Here is a 16,576-nt window from a genome sequence, read left to right on the forward strand (position 1 = left end):
AGGTCCCCCATGATCGTGGTAACCGGTGCCACCGGCTCCATCGGCCGCGCGCTCGTCGGGCGGCTGCGCGGCCACGACGTCCTCGCCGTCGTCCGGCGCGACGCCGAGGACCTGGGCGTCCCCTACGCCAAGGCCGACTTCGACCGGCCGGACACGATCGGCGGGCTGCTCAACCCGGGCGACCGGCTCTTCCTCAACAGCTCGCTCTGGCCCGGCTACGTCGACGCCCACCGAGCCGTCATCGACCTGGCCGCCCGGGCGGGCGTCGCGCAGATCGTCGCCGTGTCGGTACGCGACGCCGAGCCGGGCGCCAAGCTCGGCATGGGCATGCACGGCGCCGTCGACGCCCACCTCAGGAAGTCGGGCGTGCCCTGGACGATCCTCCAGCCCAGCGGCTTCATGCAGAACCTGCCGCGCGACTTCGAGCACGGCAGCATGTACGGCGCGTACGGCTCCACCCCGGTCAACTACATCGACACCCGCGACATCGCCGACGTGGCCGCCGCCCTGCTGACGGCCCCGGTCGGCCCCGACCGCGACCTCGTCCTCACCGGCCCCGAATCCCTGTCGCACGACCGGATCGCCGAGGAGATCGGCAGGGCCCTCGGCCGCCCGGTCCGCTACGTGAACCTGCCCGTCCCCGAGATGACCGCCCACCTGGAACGCCAGGGCATCCCCCAGCCGCACGCCGGCGACCTGGCCGCCCTCATGGCCGAGACCGGAGACGGCCGCTGGGCGGCGACCACGACGGCGGTGCGGGACGTGACCGGCCGCCCGCCCCGCCCGCTGTCAGCCTTCCTCGCCGATCACCGGGACGCGTTCCCCGCCTGATCCGGATCGACCACCCGCACGCGTACCGACCTGAACTGGGCGGGCGTGTCCCGCAGGACCGCCAGCCGCGGATCGGGCACCACGAGGAACGGCTCCCGCTCCAGCTCCAGCAGCGGCGCCAGCCGGCGGTCCGGCCGCAGGGCGTCCACCGCCCTGCGGTCCCCGCCGAGCACCACCCCGTCCAGCTCCCCCAGGTACGGCGTCAGCACCCGCACCGCGGTCTCCACCGCGTCGTCGAACGCCTGGGCGGCCTGGTTCTTCCGCCGTCGGGCGAAGCGCTGCTGCGACCACCCGCCCGCCGCCGTACGCCCCTGCACCAGCCGCGACCCCACCTTGGACGCCACGAGCGCGCTCCCGTGGAAGACCCCGGCCGCGTAGCCGCCGAGCCGCACCAGGAACACCCCGACCCGCCGCTCGGCCCCGGCGTGCGCCACGAACCGGCTCACGTGCGGCGGCCCCGGCGGCGCCATGGGCGGGAAGGGCACGTGCAGCTCGGCCAGCGCCCCGTCGCCGGCCAGCAGCCGCACGACCCGCTCGTCCCCGCTCGCCGTGAAGGGCCCGTGACGCGCCGCGAACCCGTCGATCCATGGATGCAGACGCTCCGGCGGCACCGTGACCCACCGGCCGCCGCCCCTCGCCGGACGCGCGTTCATGCGCGAAGACTAACGAACGACGTTCCCCTCCGGTCCAGTAGGGAACCAAAACGGAAATGTCGGTAAATTTTGTTTCGGGGGGCTTCTGGTGCGGCTGTGACAGGAGCACCATCTGTACGTGTCCTCCCTGCTCACCAGTCCCATGGTGGATCTCGACACGGGTGCTGTCATCGCGCACCCGGCCATCGTGGACAACACCGGCACCCTGAGAGCGGCGCCCCTGCCGATGGTGCTGGAGCTCCCGGTACGGGTGGTGCTGTCGGGCGCGGGCGCGCTGGCGCCGCTGCACGAGGCGCTGAGGAGGGCGGGCCGGCATCCGCGCGAGGCGATCCTGCTGCTCACTGGACCGTGCCAGGAGCAGGACCGGCCGCTGCTCAAGGTGGGGCTCGACGGCCTGCGCACGATCGGGTACCTGCTCGGCTTCTCCGACGTCGGCACCTCGGGCGCGGCCCTGGACCTGGTGGCGGACGCGTCCCCGTACCTGCTGGCCCTCGACCCCGAGGTGGTGGCGCGCATCCCCGGCGACCACCGGGCCATCGCGGTGGCGCGGGCGGTCGGCACGCTGGCCCGCGCCATCGGCGCGCACGTCATGGCCCCGGGCGTGGAGCGAGAGGCACAGGTCGGGATGGTCCGCGGCCTGGGCGTGCGCCTGGCGCACGGCCCCCTGCTCGCCCCGGGCCCCGACGGCAAGGTACGGGTGCCGCTGCCGATCGCCGACGAGTCGCCCGACACGGTCCTGCTCGGCCCCCGCGTGCAGGAGCTGCTGCTGCCGGCCGTGACGCTGCCGGCGGAGGCCAAGGCGGAGGAGGCGGTGGCGGCGTTCGGGCACGAGCCGACGATCACCAGCGTGATCCTGGTGGACGAGTTCCAGCGGCCCAAGGGCAGCCTCGACCGCAGCCGGTTCCTGCTGTCGTTCGCGGCCCGCTACGGCCATGCCCTGCACGGCTCGAAGCCGGCGCAGCGCCTGGCCGACCCGCCGCGCACGGTGCCGCGCACGACGCCGGCGATCGCGGCCATGCAGGCCGCGGGCCGGGACTCCACCCGCGTCTACGACGACCTGGTGGTCACCGACGAGCTGAACCGCTGCCTGGGCATCGTCCGCGTATCCGATCTGATCAGGCAGGTTGCCGCGATCAGGAGCTGACCGTGCCGGGTAGGAAGCCACCATGCTCAACAGACGGGCCCTGCTCGGCGCCGGGCTCCTGACAGGCGTGGCGGCGTGCACCAGTGACACGCCCGCGCCCAAAGGCGCCGCCTTCGACCCCGCCGACTGGGCGTCCGTGCGGGCCCAGTTCGCGCTGGACCCCGCGTACGCGCAGTTCGCCGCGTTCGTGCTGGCGCCCGCGCCGGCCCCGGTCCGGCAGGCGATCAGAACGCACCGCGACGCCCTCGACGCCGACCCCGAGTACACCCCGCCGGGCGGCTCGCCCGACCAGGCCGTACGCGAGGCCGCCGCCCGCTACCTGGGCGCCCGCGCCGACACGATCGCGCTGACCGACAGCACCACGATGGGCCTGGGCCTGCTCTACTCCGGTCTCGGCCTGCGCCCCGGCCAGGACGTGCTGACCACCGAGCACGACTTCATGGCCACCCACGAGGGCCTGCGCCTGCTGGCCGCGCGCACGGGGGCGAAGGTGCGCCGGGTCAGGCTGTACGACGACCCGGCCCGCGCCTCGGCCGACCGCATGGTCTCGGCGATCAAAGAGGGGCTCGGCCCGCGCACGCGGGTGGTGGCGCTCACCTGGGTGCATTCGAGCACCGGCGTGCGCGTGCCGGTCCGCGCCGTCGCCGATGCGCTGGCCGAGGCGAACAGGGGCCGCGACGAGCGGGACCGGGCGCTGCTGTGCGTGGACGGGGTGCACGGGTTCGGCGCGCTGGCCGACGGCGTGGCCGACCTGGGCTGCGACTTCCTGGCCAGCGGCACGCACAAGTGGCTGTTCGGGCCGCGCGGCACGGGCATCGTGTGGGGCCGGGCCTGGGACACGGTCGCCCCGATCGTGCCCAGCTTCAGCCAGGCCGCGTTCGATGCCTGGCAGGGCGGCGGCGCGCCGGGCGCGAACACGGCCGAGCTGGTCACGCCCGGCGGTTACAAGGCGTTCGAGCACCGGTGGGCGATGCCGCAGGCGTTCGCGTTCATGACGGCGATCGGCAAGGACCGCGTCCAGCGGCGCACGCAGGAGCTGGCCTCCAGGCTGAAGGCGGGCCTGGCCGCGATCCCGCACGTCAGGCTGGCCACCCCGAACGCGCCGGAGCTGTCGGCGGGGCTGGTGTGCTGCTCCGTGGCGGGCATGGAGCCGTTCGAGGCGGTGGAGCGGCTGCGCGGGCAGAAGGTGGTCGCGAGCGTGACGCCGTACCAGCCCTCGCTGCTGCGCTTCGGCACGAGTATCGTGACGGGGCCCGAGCAGGTGGACCGCGCTGTCAGAGCCGTGGAGGCGCTGCGATGAACTGGGCTGAGCCGTACGGACCGCTGATCGAGACCCGAGTGCGCGTGCTGACCTGGAACGTGTGGGGCGAGCACGGCCCGTTCGCCGAGCGGGCGGGGCGGATCGAGAAGGTGGTGCGCGAGCAGGAGGCCGACGTGGTCCTGCTGCAGGAGTGGGCGGGCCAGTCGTTCGGCTACGAGCACGTCGCCTCCTACGCGGACGGCGTGCCCTGCGCGGTGCTGTCGCGCTGGCCGATCACCCGGCAGGACGAGTGCCGCCTGCCCGGTGGCGAGTTCGCGGGCAGCGCGCTGTTCTGCGAGCTGGCCGGGCCGCGCGGGCCGTTACAGGTGTTCAGCTCGATCGTCGGCTCGTTCCGGCTGGACGAGTCCGAGATGCGGCAGTCCCAGGTGCGGGCGCTGACCGCGTTCGTCCGCGAGGCGGCCGCGCGCCAGCATCCCACGCTGGTGTGCGGCGACTTCAACGCCGGGCCCGACAGCGACGAGATGCGGATGCTGACCGGACGCAGCGCGCCGGCCACGCCCGGCGTGGTGTTCTACGACGCGTGGGAGCTGGCCGGCGACGGCGGCCCCGGCCACACGTGGAGCAGCGCCAACCCGTACGCGCGGCCCGGGCCTCTATCCCGACCGCCGCTTCGACTACGTGCTGAGCGCCTGGCCCCGGGCGGGCGGGGCGGGGCATCCGGTGCGCTGCGAGGTCGTGGGCGACGGCCCCGAGCCCGGTTCCGACCACTACGCCGTGCTGGCGGAGCTGCGTTACTGAACGGGTCCGCCGGCCGGACCCGACCCTGCACCATGGCGCGCCGCGCGGCCGGCGTCCTGGAGCATGGCGCCCATCTCCCCTGCCCTGCCTGCCTCGGCCGGGGCGCGACGATCGCGCCCCGACCGGGGGTGAGCGGGCCGAGCGGCAGGTTGATGGCGGTCGACTCGCCCGCACCGTCGGCCCCGGGCAGGGCGACGGTCTGGCGCGGGCTCGATGGTGAGCGAGAGGTCGTCCACGGGGAGCACGTCCCCGTGGTGCTTGCTGACGTGGTCTGTCAGGTCACGCGGCTCACCAGCCCCGTGTCCAGGCTGTAGTAGGCGCCGATGACGGTGGCGCTGCCGTACAGGAGGGGGTCGGCTCTCAGGCGCGAGACGGTCCGCCGGATGTGGGCGTGGACCATGGGCTCGACCCGGCCGTCGGCGGTGAAGTAGGCGGGTTGGAGGGCCTCGACGATGTGGGGCAGCTCGCCGGGCAGGGTGACCCGCCTGCGTAAGGCCCGGGCGGCGGCGGTGACCGCCCCGCAGCGCTGGTGCCCCAGGACCACGACGAGGCAGGAGCGCAGGTCCTGCGGGCCGTACTGGACGGCCGCGGTGACGAGGGAGTCGAGCGTGTGCGCCGCCGTACGGACGACCAGCAGGTCGCCGAGGCCGACGTCGAAGACGACCTCGGGCGGCACCCGGGAGTCGATGCACGACAGCACGACCGCCCGGGGCGACTGGCTCGTCGCGACCTGCTTCCTGCGTCGGGGATCCTGGTGCGGGCGGTGGGATCGACCCGCCGCCCAGCGCCGGTTGCCCTGCTCGAGTAAGGACCACGTTTGCCTGGCACTACCACGCCAAGCGACTGGCTCGTTACGCACGGTCCGGATATGCCCGCCGGCACGATGGCCTAGCGGGCATATCTCACAGGCGGCAGGCGTAGATGTCGGTGACCAGGATGGCTCTTGCTCCGATGTCCCACAGCTGGTCCATCACCTTCTGGTGACCCTTGCGCCGGACCAGGGCCCGGACCGCGACCCAGCCCTCGCGGTGCAGCGGGGAGATCGTGGGGCCCTCCATGCCGGGCGTGAGCGCGGTGGCCTCGTCGATGCGCTCGGCGCGGATGTCGTAGTCCATCATGACGAAGTCGCGGGCGTGCACGACGCCCTGGAAGCGGCGTACGAGCTGCTCGACGTTCGCCGTCTCCGGCGCGCTCTGCTGCTTGATCAGCACCGCCTCCGAGCGCATGATCGGCTCGCCGAACACCTCGAGCCCGACGTTGCGCAGCGTGGTGCCGGTCTCGACGACGTCGGCCACGGCGTCGGCCACGCCGAGCCGGATGGCGGTCTCGACGGCGCCGTCCAGCTTGATCACGCGGGCGTCGACGCCCTGGTCGGACAGGTATTTGTCGAGCAGGCCCGCGTAGGAGGTGGCGATGCGCCGGCCGTTGAGGTCGCCGACCGACGTCATCGTGCCGGCCGCGGCGGCCAGCCGGAAGGTGGAGCCGCCGAAGCCGAGCGGCATGATCTCCTCGACCGGGGCGCCGGAGTCGACCAGCATGTCCCGGCCGGTGATGCCCGCGTCGAGGGTGCCCTCGCCGACGTAGACGGCGATGTCGCGGGGGCGCAGGAAGAACAGCTCACAGCCGTTGGCCTCGTCGACGACGAACAGCTCCTTGCTGTCCCTGCGTGACCGGTAACCGGCCTCTTTCAGCATGCTCTGGGCGGCCTCGCTGAGCGCGCCCTTGTTGGGTACTGCCAGACGCAGCATGTCAGGTCCTCACGTGTCTCGCTCTCGATGTCTGTCTCCAGGTCATGGGGCGCCCGGCGCCCTAGAGATGCTTGTAGACCTGGTCGAGGCCGATGCCCTTGGCGATCATGAGCACCTGCACGTGGTAGAGGAGCTGCGAGATCTCCTCAGCTGCCCTGTCGTCTGACTCGTATTCGGCCGCCATCCAGCTCTCGGCGGCCTCCTCGACGACCTTCTTGCCGATGGCATGGACGCCGGCGTCGAGCGCGGCCACGGTGCCCGAGCCCGCGGGCCGGGTGGTGGCCTTCTCTGACAGCTCGGCGAACAGCTCTTCGAAGGTCTTCATGGTCTCTCTCGTCGGTCGGCTGCGTGCCTGATAAGCCTAGTCTGCGTCATGGAGTGACGCCGCCCCGCGTCCGCCACGCGAGACGGCGCCATCACCCGTTCATCCGAGCGCCTTCTTCGCCCTGGCGACCCGTTCCATGGTGTGCGCCGACTCGCCGCCCTCGTGCCCGTTGTACGGATATATCCGGATGTCTTTCTCTCCGGCGTAGTGGTTGTAGGCGGCGAACACCGTGGACGGCGGCGTGACGCCGTCCTGCAGCCCCACGGAGAACAGCGCGGGCGTGGCGGCCCGGGCGGCGAAGTTGACCCCGTCGAAATAGGCCAGGGTCTCGAAGACCCGCTCCACCTGATCCTTGAACGCCCGGCAGTACGCGGCGAGCTCGGCGTAGGGGTATTCGGGGGTGATCTGGGTGGCGTGCCTGATGTGGCACATGAACGGCACGTCCAGCAGGGCGCAGGCCAGGCCGGGAGCCAGGGCCGAGACGGCCAGCGCGATGGCGCCGCCCTGGCTGGCCCCGCCGACCGCGACCGCGCCCACCCCGGGATGCGCCCTGGCGGCCTCGACCGCGCGCACGGCGTCGGTGTAGAGCCGCCGGTAGTAGTAGGCGTCCGGGTCGTGGATGCCGCTGGTCATGACGCCGGGCGTCTGCGGCCCGGTACCGGGGTAGGGGTCGGCGGTGTCGCCGCGCCGCCACCCGCCGGCGCCCTGTCCCCTGCTGTCCATGGCGAACACGGCATAGCCGAAGCCGGGCCACAGCAGCCAGTCGATCGGCAGGCCGCGCCCGCCGCCGTACCCCTGGTACTCGATCACGCACGGCACCGGCCCGGTGGCGTGCCGCGGCAGGAGTAGCCAGCCCTTGATGGGGTGGCCGCCGAAACCGGCGAAGGTGACGTCGAAGACGTCGGCGACGGTCAGCTCGGACGGCACGGGGGTGAACTCCGCCGCGAGGTCGTGGGTGCGGGCCTCGGCGAGCGTGCGCTGCCAGAAGGCGTCGAAGTCGCCGGGCTCGGCGCGTTCCGGCAGGTACTCGCGCAGTTGCGGGAGTGGCATGTCGACGAACACGGACGTTCCTAGGGGGTCGAGGACATCGGCCCATGGAACTTACCCGTTTAAGTGATGAGATTCCACACAAAAAGCAGCGAGAGGTCGGATGGGCGTCAGTGCGACGACGGACTGGAGCCGCCGGGGACGGAAACGGCACTGCCCGCCGCGCCTTCCTCCCGGAGGAGGGGGCACGGCGGGCAGCGCCGTTTGTGCTGTCAGACCTGCTCAGCGCTCGAAGCGACGGCCGCCCGTGTTACGGCGGAACCCACCGTTGCCACGCTCGTCCGTACGGCCGCCGACGGGCCGGTAACCGTCACGCGGTCCCCGCTCGTCGGTGCGGCTGCCGCGGTCGCGGTCGGCCGAGAACGGCCGGCCACGGTCGGTGCCGAAGCGCGTGCCCCGGTCGTCGGAGCGGTAACCGGCGCCGCGCTGGCCGCGGTCGTCCTGCCGGACCGGGCGGTCGTCGGAGCGGAACCCGCTACGCGGCCGGCGGTCGTCGCTGAACGTGCGCGGCTCCTGCGTGCGCCCGAACGGCCGCTCACCGTCGGTGTGCCTGCGCGGCCGGCGGTCGTCGCCGGACGTGAACGGACGGTCGCCGTCCTCGTGCCGGCGCGGCCGACGGTCGTCGGCGGCCACGACCGGACGCTCGCCGTCCTCGTGGCGCCGCGGACGGCGGTCGCCGTCGAACTCGCGCCTCGGGCGGCGGTCGTCGCCGGACCCGTACGGACGGTCGCCGTCCTCGTGCCGGCGCGGGCGGCGGTCACCGTCGAAATCCCGGCGGCCACGACGACCCCTGCGCTCGGAGGTGCCGCCCTCGCGGCGCGGGCGCAGCGGCTTGCGGACGTCCGGCTCCCACACGGGGATGGCCTCGCCGCTCGGCCTGCGGGCGCCGGCCACCTCGGCGAGCCTGGGGTGACCCGGGGTCGCCTTGAGGCGGAACGGGTGGATCCCGGCACGGCGGGTCAGGGCGTCGGTCGCGCGGCGCTCGTTGGGCAGCACCAGCGTGACGACCGTGCCCTTCTCACCGGCGCGGGCCGTACGGCCGCCACGGTGCAGGTAGCTCTTGTGGTCCTGCGGCGGGTCCACGTGCAGCACCAGGCTGATGTTGTCCACGTGGATGCCGCGCGCCGCGACGTCGGTGCAGACCAGCACGTTGACGGAGCCCTCGCGGAACTCGGCGAGGATGCGGGTGCGCTGGTTCTGGCGCTTGCCGCCGTGCAGGCCGCCCGCCTTGACGCCGACCCTGGCCAGCTGCTTGCACAGCCGGTCCACGCCGTGCTGGGTGCGGACGAAGATGATCGTACGGCCCTCGCGGTTGGCGATCTCGGCCGTGACGTCGAACTTGTCGTCGCGCGAGACCTGCATCACGTGGTGCTCCATGGTGTCGACCGGCGAGGTCGCCGGGGCCACGGAGTGGGTGATCGGGTCCTTGAGGAAGCGCTGCACCAGCTTGTCGACGTCGCCGTCGAGCGTGGCCGAGAACAGCAGCCGCTGGCCGTCGGACGGGGTCTGCGCCAGCAGTTCCGTCACGACGGGGAAGAAGCCGAGGTCGCACATGTGGTCGGCCTCGTCCAGAACGCTGACCTCGATGTCGCCCAGCGAGCACTCGCCCTGCCGGATCAGGTCGCCCAGGCGGCCGGGGGTGGCGATGACGACGTCCACGCCGCGCCGCAGGGCCTCGATCTGCTTGCCCATGGACATGCCGCCGACGATGACCTTCATGCGCAGGCCGAGGCCGCGCCCGAGGGGCTCGAGGGCGTCGTGCACCTGGAGGGCGAGCTCACGGGTGGGCACGAGGATCATCGCGCGGGGACGGCCCTGGGCGGGCCGCACGCCCGCGATGCGGGCCATGGTGGGCAGACCGAAGGCGAGCGTCTTGCCGGAGCCGGTCTGGCCGCGGCCGAGGACGTCATGCCCGGCGAGCACGTCAGGGATGGTCGCGCTCTGGATGGGGAACGGGCTGTCGAAACCCAGTTTGGCCAGTCCGTTCACCAGCGGCTTGGGCAGGCCCAGCAGCTCGAACTCGGACGGGCCCGGCTCGGGGGTCTCACCGAGCGTGGGCATGACAGCGTCAAGCATGGTCACGAAAGTCGTGCCTTTCCGTCGAAGTGGCGCGTCACTTCTGCGAAAGGACGAGCCAGGGTGTGCGGCACCGGGCCGCACAGGTTCAAGGGCACCCGCCGTCATGGGGGCGGGATGAATGAGGGGGGATACACCTGGGCACCGGCCGCAGGCGATGCGAGACGCGCGATGAGACGTCAGGTGTACCTGATTGCCAACGCCGGGGATGTTATCGGATATTCCTTGGCATGAGCACCGACTTTCCGAAACCCCCATTGGCACGCTGATACGGGCTGACGCTTTACGCCAGCCGTAACAGCAGAAAAGATCAGACGTTAAAGCCTAGCATACGAAGCTGCTCGCGGCCCTCGTCGGTGATCTTGTCCGGGCCCCACGGCGGCAGCCAGACCCAGTTGATCTTCACGTCGGAGACCATGCCGTCCAGCGCCGAGTGGGCCTGGTCCTCGATGACGTCGGTCAACGGGCAGGCCGCGCTGGTGAGCGTCATGTCAATGGTGGCCACGGGCTGCCCGCCGTCGGACGGGTCGAGGTTGAGCCCGTAGATCAGGCCCAAGTCCACCACGTTGATGCCGAGCTCGGGGTCCACGACGTCCTTGAGCGCCTCCATGACCTCCTCGACGGTCGCGTCACCGTCGAAGCCGGTCGGGGTCTCCACTGGCTTACTCATTGGGCAGCACTCCTCACAACAGCGTCCTTGTAGGCCATCCAAGAAAGCAACGCACATTTAACGCGCGCCGGGAACTTGGCCACGCCCGCGAACGCGACCGCGTCGCCGAGGACCTCCTCGTCGGCCTCGACCTGTCCCCTGCCCTGCATCAGCCGGGTGAACTCGTCGACCACCGAGAGCGACTCCTCGATCGTCGAGCCGGCGGTCAGCTCGTGCAGCACGGAGGCGGCGGCCTGGCTGATCGAACAGCCCTGTCCGTCGTAGGAGACGTCCAGGATCTTGCCGGCGTCGCCCACCTTGACCCTGAGCGTGATCTCGTCGCCGCACGTCGGGTTCACGTGGTGAACCTCGGCGTCGTACGGCTCGCGCAGACCGCGCCCCTGCGGGTGCTTGTAGTGTTCCAGGATCAGCTCCTGGTACATCGACTCACCGATCATGGCTATGCGAACACCTTCTGCACGTGATGGAGGCCACGCACCAGGGCATCGATCTCGCCCGTGGTGTTGTACAGGTAGAACGACGCCCGCGTGGTCGCGGGTATTCCGAAGCGCAGGTGCAGCGGGCGGGCGCAGTGGTGCCCGACGCGTACGGCGACCCCGAACTGGTCGTCCAGAATCTGCCCGACGTCGTGCGGGTGGATGCCCTCCAGCGTGAACGACACCGTGCCCCCGCGGCCCTCCAGCGACTCGGGGCCGATGACGCGCAGCGTGGGCACCTCGCGCAGGGCCTCCAAGGCGTAGGCCGTCAGCGTGCGCTCGTGCGCCTCCACGGCCTCCATGCCGACCTCGGTGAGGTAGTCGACCGCCGCGCCGAGCCCGATGGCCTCGACGATCGGCGGCGTGCCCGCCTCGAACTTGTGCGGCAGCGGCGCGTACGTCGAGTGGTCCATCCAGACCGCCTCGATCATCTCGCCCCCGCCCAGGAACGGCGGCATGGCGTCGAGCAGCCCGGCCCGCCCCCACAGCACGCCGATGCCGGACGGGCCGACCATCTTGTGGCCGGTGAAGGCCACGAAGTCGGCGCCCAGCTCGGTGACGTCCACCGGGTGGTGCGGCACGGACTGGGACGCGTCGAGCATGATCAGCGCGCCGACCTCGTGCGCCCGCCTGGCCACCTCGGCGACCGGGTTGACGGTGCCGAGGACGTTGGACTGGTGGGCGATCGAGACGATCTTCGTCCGCTCGGTGATCAGGTCGGGCGTGTAGTCGAGCCGCCCGTCGTCGGTCACGCCGAACCACTTCAGCGTCGCCCCGGTGCGCTGCACGAGCAGCTGCCACGGCACGATGTTGGAGTGGTGTTCCATCTCGGAGATGACGATCTCGTCACCCGGGCCGAGCGTGAAGCGCGGATCGGTGTTGGCGGGGTTGCCGAAGGAGTAGGCGACCAGGTTGAGCGCCTCGGAGGCGTTCTTGGTGAAGATCACCTCGTCGCGGGACGGCGCCCCGACGAAGCCCGCGACCTTGTCGCGGGCGCCCTCGTAGGCGTCGGTCGATTCGGCCCCGAGCACGTGCATGGCCCGCCCGACGTTGCTGTAGTGCAGCGCCAGGTGCTCCCGCATGGTCTCGATGACCTGATTGGGCTTCTGTGAGGAGTTGCCCGAGTCGAGATAGACGAGCGGTCGCCCGTCGGGCAGCTCGCGGGAGAAGACCGGGAAGTCCTTCCTGATCTTCTCCACATCGAAGCTGTTGGAGCTCATGCAGATGCCTTCGTGTACTGCTCGTAGCCCTCGGCCTCGAGCTTGTCGGCCAGTTCGGGGCCACCCTCCTCGACGATCCGGCCGGCCGAGAAGACGTGCACGAAGTCCGGCTTCACGTAGCGCAGGATGCGGGTGTAGTGCGTGATCAGCAGCACGCCGGTCTCGCCGGTGGAGCGGAAGCGGTTGATGCCCTCGGACACCACGCGCAGCGCGTCCACGTCGAGGCCGGAGTCGGTCTCGTCGAGCACCGCGATCTTCGGCTTGAGCAGCTCGAGCTGGAGGATCTCGTGGCGCTTCTTCTCGCCGCCGGAGAAGCCCTCGTTCAGGTTGCGCTGGGCGAAGGCGGAGTCGATGGACAGCGCGTCCATGCCGTTCTTGAGGTCCTTGGCGAACTCGCGCAGCTTGGGCGCCTCGCCGCGGACGGCGGTGACGGCCGAGCGCAGGAAGTTCGAGACCGACACACCGGGGACCTCGACCGGATACTGCATCGCCAGGAACAGGCCGGCGCGGGCCCGCTCGTCGACGGACAGCTCCAGCAGGTCCACGCCGTCGAGCAGCACCTGGCCGCCGGTGATCGTGTATTTGGGGTGGCCGGCGATCGCGTAGGCGAGCGTCGACTTGCCCGAGCCGTTCGGGCCCATGATGGCGTGCGTCTGCCCGGACTTCACGGTCAGGTTGACGCCGCGCAGGATTTCCTTGTCGTCGACGGCGACCTGCAGGTCACGAATCTCAAGGGTGGACATGTGCTTAGGACTCCTTCGAGAGCGAGACGAGGACGTCATCGCCGTCGATCTTCACTGTGTAGACGTTCACTGGTCGGGTCGCGGGCGGTCCGGTGGGCTTGCCCGAGCGGATGTCGAAGCACGAGCCGTGCAGCCAGCACTCCAGCGTGCCGTCGTAGACCTCGCCCTCGCTGAGCTTGACCTCGGCGTGGGAGCAGATGTCGTGCAGGGCGAAGACGTCCTCACCCTTGCGCACGAGCGCGACCGGGGTCTCCCCCACCTCGACGCCGATGACCCCCTCGTCGGGGATGTCGTCGAGTTTGCACACCTTCTCGAAACCGCTCATCGCGCGAGCTCCGCCTCCACGGCACTGAGCACGCGCTCGCGGATCTCGTCGATCTGGATCTTCTCGATGAGCTGACCGAGGAAGCCCCTGATGACCAGGCGGCGAGCCTCGTCGAAGGGGATGCCGCGGGCCTGGAGGTAGAAGATGTGCTCGTCGTCGAGGCGGCCGGAGGCGGAGGCGTGCCCCGCTCCCGCGACCTCACCGGTGAGGATCTCCAGGTTGGGCACCGAGTCGGCGCGGGCGCCGTCGGTGAGGATGAGGTTGCGGTTGAGCTCGTAGGTGTCGGTGCCCTCGGCCTCGACCCTGATGATCACGTCGCCGATCCAGACGGCGTGCGCCTCCTCGCCCTGCAGCGCGCCGCGGTAGTCGACGTTGCTCTTGCAGTTGGGCTGCGAGTGGTCGACCAGCAGGCGGTGCTCCAGGTGCTGCCCGGCGTCCACGAAGTAGACGCCCGACATGTCCGCGTCGCCGCCGGGGGCGGTGTAGGTGACAGTGGGCGACAGGCGTACGAGGTCGCCGCCGAGCGTCACCACGAAGCTGCGGAACGTCGCGTCCTTGGCGAGCTGCGCGTGGTGGTGCGAGACGTGGACCGCGTCGTCCGCCCAGTCCTGCAGGCTGACGATCTTGAGGTTGGCGCCGTCGCCGACGACGAACTCGATGTTGTCGGCGTAGACCGCGCTGCCCTTGTGGTCGAGCACGATCACGGCCTCGGCCAGCGGCTCCACCTTGACCACGATGTGGCCGTAGGCGGCGCCGGCACCGTCGCCGCCCGGCTCGCCGGTCAGCGTCAGGACGGTGGGCCTGGACGTGACGGCCTCGCGCGGCACCGTGATCACGGTGGCCTTCTCGAAGCTGTTCCACGCCTGCGCGCTCACCCGGTCGGAGGGCATGAACGACTTGCCCACGCGGGCGTCGTCGCGGCCGACCGTCTCCACGGTGACCTCCGGGGCCGCGTCCACGTCCACCCGGACGTGACCGACGGCTTCGGCCTTGCCGTTGTGCAGGCCCTTCAGGCGCGAGAGCGGCGTGAAGCGCCACGCCTCCTCGCGCCCGGTCGGGACCTCGAAGTCGCCCAGGTCGTAGGACGCCTTCTCGTGCAGGGTCGACAGGGGCTTCTCGTTCAGGCCCATCAGCCGACGGCTCCTTCCATCTGCAGCTCGATCAGCCGGTTCAGCTCGAGCGCGTATTCCATGGGCAGCTCACGCGCGATCGGCTCCACGAAGCCGCGCACGATCATCGCCATCGCCTCGTCCTCACCGAGCCCGCGGCTCATGAGGTAGAACAGCTGGTCCTCGCTGACCTTGGAGACCGTGGCCTCGTGACCCATCGAGACGTCGTCCTCGCGGACGTCGACGTAGGGGTAGGTGTCGGAGCGGCTGATCTGGTCGACCAGCAGGGCGTCGCACTTGACGGTGCTGGCGCTGCCGTGGGCGCCCTCCTCGATCTGCACGAGACCGCGGTAGGAGGTGCGGCCGCCGCCGCGCGCCACCGACTTGGAGATGACGCTGGAGCTGGTGTTGGGCGCCAGGTGCACCATCTTGGAGCCGGCGTCCTGGTGCTGGCCCTCGCCCGCGAACGCGACGCTCAGCGTCTCGCCCTTGGCGTGCTCGCCCATGAGGTAGACGGCCGGGTATTTCATCGTGACCTTGGAGCCGATGTTGCCGTCGATCCACTCCATGGTCGCGCCCTCGTAGGCCACGGCGCGCTTGGTGACCAGGTTGTAGACGTTGTTCGACCAGTTCTGGATGGTCGTGTAGCGGCAGCGGGCGTTCTTCTTCACGATGATCTCGACGACGGCGCTGTGCAGCGAGTCGGACGAGTAGATCGGCGCGGTGCAGCCCTCGACGTAGTGGACGTAGCTGTTCTCGTCGACGATGATCAGGGTCCGCTCGAACTGGCCCATGTTCTCGGTGTTGATCCGGAAGTAGGCCTGCAGCGGGATCTCGACCTCGACGTTCGGCGGCACGTAGATGAACGAGCCACCGGACCACACGGAGGTGTTGAGCGCGGCGAACTTGTTGTCGCCCACCGGGATGACCGAGCCGAAGTATTCCTTGAAGAGCTCCTCGTGCTCCTTCAGGCCCGTGTCGGTGTCGACGAAGATGACACCCTTCTCCTCGAGGTCCTCACGGATCTTGTGATAGACGACCTCGGACTCGTACTGCGCCGCGACGCCGGCGATGAGGCGCTGCTTCTCCGCCTCGGGGATGCCGAGCTTGTCGTAGGTGTTCTTGATGTCGGCGGGCAGCTCGTCCCAGGAAGCGGCCTGCTTCTCGGTGGAGCGCACGAAGTATTTGATGTTGTCGAAGTCGATGCCGGTGAGGTCGGAACCCCAGGTCGGCAGCGGCTTCTTGTCGAACAGGCGGAGGCCCTTCAGGCGAAGGTCGAGCATCCACTCCGGCTCGTTCTTGAGTCCGGAGATGTTGCGTACGACCTCCTCGGACAGGCCACGCCTTGCCGCCGACCCGGCGGCATCCGAGTCGGCCCAGCCGAACTTGTAATTCCCGAGGCCTTCCAGCTCCGGGCGGTCGGTGACAGTCACCTTCCGGTCTCCTTGCTCTTGTCTCTATGTGCGGAATCGGCCAAGGACTGCGGGGAGACGTGCGTGGTGCACACCCCGTCGCCGTGGGCGATCGTGGCCAGGCGCTGCACCGGCGTGCCGAGCAGCTGCGCGAACGCCTCCGTCTCGGCCTCACACAGCTGCGGGAACTCCGCGGCCGCGTGCGCCACCGGGCAGTGGTGTTGGCAGAGCTGGTCGCCGCCCGACTTGGCCTTGCTGGCCGAGGCGGCATACCCCTCTGCCGACAGCGCCTGCGCCAGCACCTGCACGCGCTGGTCCGCCGGCACCGTCCGCATGACCGGCTCCAGCCGTTGCAGCAGGCTCGAAACCTGCTCGCGGGCGAAGTCGGCCACGGCTTGCTCCCCCATGCGCTCGGCCAGGAAGCGCAGCGCGCTCCCGGCCAGGTCGTCATAGGCGTGCTCGAAAGCACTGCGCCCCGCGTCGGTGATCGCGAACAGCTTGGCCGGCCGTCCGCGCCCGCGCTGTCCACGAGGGCGCACGGTGCGAGGCTCTATCATCCCGTCGGCCAGCAGCGCGTCGAGATGACGCCGGACGGCGGCGGGCGTGAGCCCGAGCCGCTCGCCGAGAGCCGCGGCCGCGACGGGACCATGCTCAAGAATCAGCCTGGCGACACGGGCGCGGGTGCCGCGCTCGTTGCCTGGCTCCATCGTGGGCATGTTTTTCACAACATCAGTGTGC

Annotated in this window: 18 protein-coding genes; 4 read left to right on the forward strand and 14 right to left on the reverse strand. The window is 70.8% G+C overall.

The annotated features are described in order from the left end of the window. Positions 1–9: 9 nt before the first annotated feature. Entirely contained in the window at positions 10–831 is an 822-nt protein-coding gene (locus tag AB0J69_RS22410) for an NAD(P)H-binding protein (protein ID WP_364120198.1), read from the forward strand. Here the strand turns inward: AB0J69_RS22410 and AB0J69_RS22415 are convergent. Next, positions 807–1,484 (reverse strand): acVLRF1 family peptidyl-tRNA hydrolase, encoded by a 678-nt coding sequence (locus tag AB0J69_RS22415; RefSeq protein WP_364120200.1) that lies wholly within the window; start codon positions 1,482–1,484, stop codon positions 807–809. The two genes, AB0J69_RS22410 and AB0J69_RS22415, sit on opposite strands and share 25 nt — an antisense overlap. Before the next feature lie 118 nt (positions 1,485–1,602). On the opposite strand from AB0J69_RS22415, the gene AB0J69_RS22420 reads away from it, so the two are divergent. Genes AB0J69_RS22420 through AB0J69_RS22430 form a run of 3 tightly spaced genes read left to right on the forward strand, consistent with a single transcriptional unit; the run spans position 1,603 to position 5,001 of the window. Then, complete coding sequence (locus AB0J69_RS22420; protein WP_364120203.1) at positions 1,603–2,628, forward strand: EAL domain-containing protein; 1,026 nt, start codon at positions 1,603–1,605, stop codon at positions 2,626–2,628. 22 nt (positions 2,629–2,650) lie between these two features. Next, positions 2,651–3,928, forward strand: a complete 1,278-nt coding sequence (locus AB0J69_RS22425) for an aminotransferase class V-fold PLP-dependent enzyme (protein ID WP_364120206.1) — start codon at positions 2,651–2,653, stop codon at positions 3,926–3,928. Further along, entirely contained in the window at positions 3,925–5,001 is a 1,077-nt protein-coding gene (locus tag AB0J69_RS22430) for an endonuclease/exonuclease/phosphatase family protein (RefSeq protein ID WP_364120209.1), read from the forward strand. Before AB0J69_RS22425 ends, AB0J69_RS22430 begins: the two co-directional genes overlap by 4 nt. Here AB0J69_RS22430 and AB0J69_RS22435 read toward each other — a convergent pair. From AB0J69_RS22435 to AB0J69_RS22495, 13 genes are all read right to left on the reverse strand, one after another. Then, positions 4,962–5,387 (reverse strand): carbonic anhydrase, encoded by a 426-nt coding sequence (locus AB0J69_RS22435; protein ID WP_364120212.1) that lies wholly within the window; start codon positions 5,385–5,387, stop codon positions 4,962–4,964. The two genes, AB0J69_RS22430 and AB0J69_RS22435, sit on opposite strands and share 40 nt — an antisense overlap. Before the next feature lie 202 nt (positions 5,388–5,589). Further along, entirely contained in the window at positions 5,590–6,435 is an 846-nt protein-coding gene (gene hisG, locus AB0J69_RS22440; RefSeq protein ID WP_364120215.1) for an ATP phosphoribosyltransferase, read from the reverse strand. Positions 6,436–6,496: 61 nt separating this feature from the next. After that, positions 6,497–6,760, reverse strand: a complete 264-nt coding sequence (locus AB0J69_RS22445) for a phosphoribosyl-ATP diphosphatase (protein ID WP_080037115.1) — start codon at positions 6,758–6,760, stop codon at positions 6,497–6,499. A 99-nt stretch (positions 6,761–6,859) separates the two neighbouring features. After that, on the reverse strand, positions 6,860–7,822 hold the full coding sequence (locus AB0J69_RS22450; RefSeq protein ID WP_364120219.1) for an acetylxylan esterase: 963 nt from the start codon (positions 7,820–7,822) through the stop codon (positions 6,860–6,862). A 207-nt stretch (positions 7,823–8,029) separates the two neighbouring features. Next, positions 8,030–9,883 (reverse strand): DEAD/DEAH box helicase, encoded by a 1,854-nt coding sequence (locus AB0J69_RS22455; RefSeq protein WP_364120222.1) that lies wholly within the window; start codon positions 9,881–9,883, stop codon positions 8,030–8,032. A gap of 310 nt (positions 9,884–10,193) precedes the next feature. Beyond that, positions 10,194–10,553 carry a metal-sulfur cluster assembly factor gene (locus AB0J69_RS22460; RefSeq protein ID WP_364120225.1) on the reverse strand — a complete coding sequence of 120 codons (360 nt, stop codon included), beginning with the start codon at positions 10,551–10,553 and terminating at the stop codon, positions 10,194–10,196. Further along, positions 10,550–10,990 (reverse strand): Fe-S cluster assembly sulfur transfer protein SufU, encoded by a 441-nt coding sequence (gene sufU / locus AB0J69_RS22465; RefSeq protein ID WP_364120228.1) that lies wholly within the window; start codon positions 10,988–10,990, stop codon positions 10,550–10,552. Before sufU ends, AB0J69_RS22460 begins: the two co-directional genes overlap by 4 nt. A gap of 2 nt (positions 10,991–10,992) precedes the next feature. Then, on the reverse strand, positions 10,993–12,249 hold the full coding sequence (locus tag AB0J69_RS22470; RefSeq protein WP_364120231.1) for a cysteine desulfurase: 1,257 nt from the start codon (positions 12,247–12,249) through the stop codon (positions 10,993–10,995). Next, positions 12,246–12,992: a Fe-S cluster assembly ATPase SufC gene (sufC, locus tag AB0J69_RS22475; protein ID WP_364120234.1), complete on the reverse strand. Its 747-nt coding sequence runs from the start codon at positions 12,990–12,992 to the stop codon at positions 12,246–12,248. Before sufC ends, AB0J69_RS22470 begins: the two co-directional genes overlap by 4 nt. Before the next feature lie 4 nt (positions 12,993–12,996). Continuing rightward, entirely contained in the window at positions 12,997–13,317 is a 321-nt protein-coding gene (locus AB0J69_RS22480) for a non-heme iron oxygenase ferredoxin subunit (protein WP_364120237.1), read from the reverse strand. Further along, entirely contained in the window at positions 13,314–14,447 is a 1,134-nt protein-coding gene (gene sufD / locus AB0J69_RS22485) for a Fe-S cluster assembly protein SufD (protein ID WP_364120240.1), read from the reverse strand. Before sufD ends, AB0J69_RS22480 begins: the two co-directional genes overlap by 4 nt. Continuing rightward, positions 14,447–15,859, reverse strand: coding sequence for a Fe-S cluster assembly protein SufB (sufB, locus tag AB0J69_RS22490; protein WP_364120242.1), 1,413 nt, complete (start codon positions 15,857–15,859; stop codon positions 14,447–14,449). Before sufB ends, sufD begins: the two co-directional genes overlap by 1 nt. Continuing rightward, positions 15,856–16,554 (reverse strand): metalloregulator ArsR/SmtB family transcription factor, encoded by a 699-nt coding sequence (locus tag AB0J69_RS22495; protein WP_364120244.1) that lies wholly within the window; start codon positions 16,552–16,554, stop codon positions 15,856–15,858. The genes sufB and AB0J69_RS22495 overlap by 4 nt, the downstream gene beginning before the upstream one ends. Positions 16,555–16,576 lie beyond the last annotated feature (22 nt).

The sequence above is a fragment of the Nonomuraea sp. NPDC049709 genome, from assembly GCF_040674815.1.
In the GTDB taxonomy this organism is placed as follows: Bacteria; Actinomycetota; Actinomycetes; order Streptosporangiales; family Streptosporangiaceae; genus Nonomuraea.

Excerpts from the sequence above, each read along its gene's own strand:
- AB0J69_RS22410 (WP_364120198.1), top strand. The coding sequence starts at position 10 with ATGATCGTGGTAACCGGTGCCACCGGCTCCATCGGCCGCGCGCTCGTC.
- AB0J69_RS22415 (WP_364120200.1), bottom strand. The coding sequence starts at position 1,484 with ATGAACGCGCGTCCGGCGAGGGGCGGCGGCCGGTGGGTCACGGTGCCG.
- AB0J69_RS22425 (WP_364120206.1), top strand. The coding sequence starts at position 2,651 with ATGCTCAACAGACGGGCCCTGCTCGGCGCCGGGCTCCTGACAGGCGTG.
- AB0J69_RS22430 (WP_364120209.1), top strand. The coding sequence starts at position 3,925 with ATGAACTGGGCTGAGCCGTACGGACCGCTGATCGAGACCCGAGTGCGC.
- hisG (WP_364120215.1), bottom strand. The coding sequence starts at position 6,435 with ATGCTGCGTCTGGCAGTACCCAACAAGGGCGCGCTCAGCGAGGCCGCC.
- AB0J69_RS22445 (WP_080037115.1), bottom strand. The coding sequence starts at position 6,760 with ATGAAGACCTTCGAAGAGCTGTTCGCCGAGCTGTCAGAGAAGGCCACC.
- AB0J69_RS22455 (WP_364120222.1), bottom strand. The coding sequence starts at position 9,883 with ATGCTTGACGCTGTCATGCCCACGCTCGGTGAGACCCCCGAGCCGGGC.
- AB0J69_RS22460 (WP_364120225.1), bottom strand. The coding sequence starts at position 10,553 with ATGAGTAAGCCAGTGGAGACCCCGACCGGCTTCGACGGTGACGCGACC.
- sufU (WP_364120228.1), bottom strand. The coding sequence starts at position 10,990 with ATGATCGGTGAGTCGATGTACCAGGAGCTGATCCTGGAACACTACAAG.
- AB0J69_RS22470 (WP_364120231.1), bottom strand. The coding sequence starts at position 12,249 with ATGAGCTCCAACAGCTTCGATGTGGAGAAGATCAGGAAGGACTTCCCG.
- sufC (WP_364120234.1), bottom strand. The coding sequence starts at position 12,992 with ATGTCCACCCTTGAGATTCGTGACCTGCAGGTCGCCGTCGACGACAAG.
- AB0J69_RS22480 (WP_364120237.1), bottom strand. The coding sequence starts at position 13,317 with ATGAGCGGTTTCGAGAAGGTGTGCAAACTCGACGACATCCCCGACGAG.
- sufD (WP_364120240.1), bottom strand. The coding sequence starts at position 14,447 with ATGGGCCTGAACGAGAAGCCCCTGTCGACCCTGCACGAGAAGGCGTCC.
- AB0J69_RS22495 (WP_364120244.1), bottom strand. The coding sequence starts at position 16,554 with ATGCCCACGATGGAGCCAGGCAACGAGCGCGGCACCCGCGCCCGTGTC.